The sequence below is a fragment of the Synechococcus sp. R8-2 genome, assembly GCF_047461715.1.
GTDB lineage: Bacteria > Cyanobacteriota > Cyanobacteriia > Thermostichales > Thermostichaceae > Thermostichus.
On sequence record NZ_JANSHQ010000646.1, the window covers coordinates 1 to 592 of the forward strand.

A 592-nucleotide genomic window follows, 5' to 3' on the forward strand; every position below is an offset into this window, starting at 1 on the left:
GGTCGCCAAAGCTGTTTGGGCTTCAGCAACTCTGGAACGGCGAATGTGGTTAAGCAGGTTGGGAATGGCCACCGCGCAGAGAGTACCGACAATCACAATGACCACAAGCAACTCGATCAATGTCATGCCACGAGGAGCCGCAGTGGCCAGACGAAAGAGGATTCTCCGGAGATACACTTCATGAGGGGAAAACCGACTCATAGCAGTTCCAGTCCCGCTTCGGGAGAAATCAGGCACTTAGCTAAACCCAAAGGAGCTTGCCCCAGTATTCCAGCCTTTCCTTGGTTTCAGGTTACCCTTTGCGGATCCAAAACTTTCCCTGTCAAATCACGCGAACTCCTGAATCCAAAACCCCACTGGCTATCAACTGTAGGTAAATTTTTTGTAAACTGGCTTCAAGTTTTAAGGCCAGATAAATCTGAGTTCACTGTGAACTGTTTTCGCGGCTGTCTATGGGGTGACACTGCCAGTTGCTACTGCCCCAAACTTTTATGTGTTACCCATTTTTGGAACAGCAACAGATGAATTTTTGCCTGTGGCTATCTCAATCCTATGGACGGGAATGTCAGACTTATGGTCATTTCGATTCAAA

The 592-nt window shown here is 48.0% G+C and carries 1 protein-coding gene; it reads right to left on the bottom strand.

Translation table 11 applies throughout. The features are described 5' to 3' along the window. Positions 1-201: type IV pilin protein (locus tag NW819_RS13455; RefSeq protein WP_414414054.1), on the bottom strand; the 201-nt coding region annotated here is incomplete at its 3' end. Between the last annotated feature and the right edge of the window lie 391 nt (positions 202-592).